This window comes from Streptomyces sp. NPDC028907, from assembly GCF_055564995.1.
The window spans coordinates 1-2,645 of the sequence record NZ_JBVHVE010000050.1; the positions used below are offsets into that span (position 1 = coordinate 1).

The 2,645-nt window shown below is 72.3% G+C and carries 2 protein-coding genes; both read left to right on the plus strand.

Going from position 1 to position 2,645, the window contains the following annotated elements:
* The coding region (locus tag ACZ4UU_RS45070) for an acyl carrier protein (RefSeq protein ID WP_471909270.1) at window positions 1-848 on the plus strand (848 nt) is incomplete at its 5' end.
* Window positions 849-927: 79 nt separating this feature from the next.
* Window positions 928-2,645 (plus strand): type I polyketide synthase (locus ACZ4UU_RS45075; protein WP_471909271.1); only part of this gene is annotated, 1,718 nt, incomplete at its 3' end.

Genomic DNA, 2,645 nt, shown 5'->3' on the forward strand with positions numbered 1-2,645 from the left:
GACTCCCCGCCACCAGCATCGCCTGGGGCCTGTGGCAACACACCAGCAACCTCACCGCCCAACTCCACACCACCGACCGCGAACGAATGGCCAGGTCCAGCATCGAGGCCATGCCCACCGAGCACGCGCTCGCCCTCTTCGACGCCGCGCTCGGCGAAGGCCGGCCCCTGCTGGTCGCCGCCCGGATGGCCCCCGCCGTCCTGCGCGACCACGCCAAGGCGGGGACCCTGCAGCCGGTGCTGCGCGGTCTGGTGCGGGGCGCCTCGGCGCGACGGGTGGCGGACGCCGGCGGCGAGAACGCGTCCGCGGCCGAGCAGTGGGCGCGGCAGCTCGCGGGCCGTACGGCGACCGAGCAGCTGGACACGCTCGTCGAGCTCGTGCGCACCCACGCGGCGGCGGTCCTGGGCCACGGCGCCCCGACGGCCGTGACGGACGAACTCGCCTTCAAGGAGGCCGGTTTCGACTCGCTCACCGCGGTCGAGCTGCGCAACCGGCTGGGGGCGGCCGTCGGTCTGCGCCTTCCGGCGACCGTCGTGTTCGACCATCCCACGCCGCGTTCCCTGGGCGAGTTCCTGCGCGGCGAGCTGGCCCCGTCGGAGGCGTCGGTGCAGCACATGCTGATCGCGGAGATCGAAAGGGTGGAAGCGGCCGTGCTGTCCGGTACGCCCGACGACGGTACGCGGGACCGGATCGCGGCTCGGTTGCAGGACTTCCTCTTCAAGATCGGCGAGCTCGGGGACTCGACGTCCGCCCCGGGCCCGGACGGCGACACGTCCTCCGACGTGACCGGGAAGATCAGCGCGGCATCGGACGAGGAGATCTTCGACTTCATCGACAACGAGTTGTGAACCGGGCGCCGACGCCCGCATCCGCCGCCCGCGCGGAACCCCCGAGAACAGCATGGTGACCCGAAAGGCCCGATGTCGCATGACGAACGAGGAGAAACTCCGCGGCTACCTCAAGCGGGTCACCACGGACCTGCACCAGGCGCGCAGGCAGCTCCAGGAGTTCGAGTCGAGGAAGCACGAGCCCATCGCCGTCATCGGCATGGCGTGCCGGTACCCGGGTGGCGTCGACTCACCCGAGGCTCTGTGGGAACTCGTCGCGGACGGCGGGGACGTGATCTCGGACTTCCCCGCGAACCGGGGCTGGGACGTCGACACCCTCTACGACCCCGACCCCGACACCCCCGGCAGGACCTACGTACGCCAGGGCGGCTTCCTCCACGACGCCGACGGCTTCGACGCCGAGTTCTTCGGCATCAGCCCACGCGAAGCCCTCGCCATGGACCCCCAGCAACGACTCCTGCTCGAAACCGCCTGGGAAGCCGTCGAACGCGCCGGAATCGACCCCACCACCCTCCACTCCACCCCCACCGGAGTGTTCACCGGGGTCATCGGGCAGGAGTACGCCTCTCTGCGCCGCCCGGGAACCGCGGGCGCCGACGGCTATCTCCTCACGGGCATCGCGACGAGTGTGGCCTCGGGCCGGGTGGCGTACAGCCTCGGGCTGGAAGGGCCCGCGGTCACCGTCGACACCGCCTGCTCGTCCTCGCTCGTCGCCGTGCACCAGGCCGCGCAGGCCCTGCGCAGCGGCGAGTGCGACATGGCCCTCGCCGGTGGGGTCACGGTCATGTCCGATCCGGGCGTCTTCTGCGAGTTCAGCCGCCAGCGGGGCCTCGCGCCGGACGGTCGGTGCAAGTCCTTCGCCGCGGCGGCCGACGGCACCTCGTGGAGCGAAGGTGTGGGCCTCATCCTGCTGGAGCGCCTGTCGGTGGCCGAGCGCAACGGCCATCCCGTGCTGGCCGTGATCCGCGGCAGCGCGGTCAACCAGGACGGTGCCAGCAACGGACTGACCGCGCCGAGCGGCCCCGCACAACAGCGCGTCATCCGCGCCGCCCTGGCCAACGCCCGGCTCGCCCCGGACCAGGTCGACGCCGTCGAGGCCCACGGCACCGGCACGAAGCTGGGCGACCCCATCGAGGCGCGCGCCCTGCTCACGACGTACGGGCAGGACCGGGACGAGAACCGGCCGCTGTGGCTGTCGTCGGTCAAGTCCAACCTCGGGCACACGCAGGCGGCGGCGGGCGTGGCCGGCATCATCAAGATGGTTCAGGCGATGGAGCACGGGGTGCTGCCCAAGACCCTGCACGTCGACGAACCCACACCCCATGTGGACTGGGACGCGGGTGCGGTGTCGCTGCTGACGGAGGCGGTGCCGTGGCCTGAGACGGGGCGGCCGCGCCGGGCGGCGGTGTCGTCCTTCGGCGTGAGCGGCACCAACGCCCACGTCATCCTCGAACAGGCTCCGCCGACCGAGGCCTCGCCCGCGTCTCCGGTGGCGTCGGCGGGGACGGTGTCACCCTGGCTGCTGTCCGCCCGCACGGAGGACGCCCTACGGGCACAGGCCGCTCGACTACACGCATACGTCCAGACCCACCCCGAACTCGCCCCCCACGACATCGCCCACGCCCTGGCCACCACCCGCGCCCACCACACCCACCGGGCGGGCGTCATCGCCACCGACCGCGAGGCCCTGCTCCACGGCCTGGACGCCCTCGCGCACGGCGAACACACCAAAGCCGTCCTCCACGGCACCCCCGACGGCGGACGCCTGGCCTACCTCTTCTCCGGCCAGGGCTCACA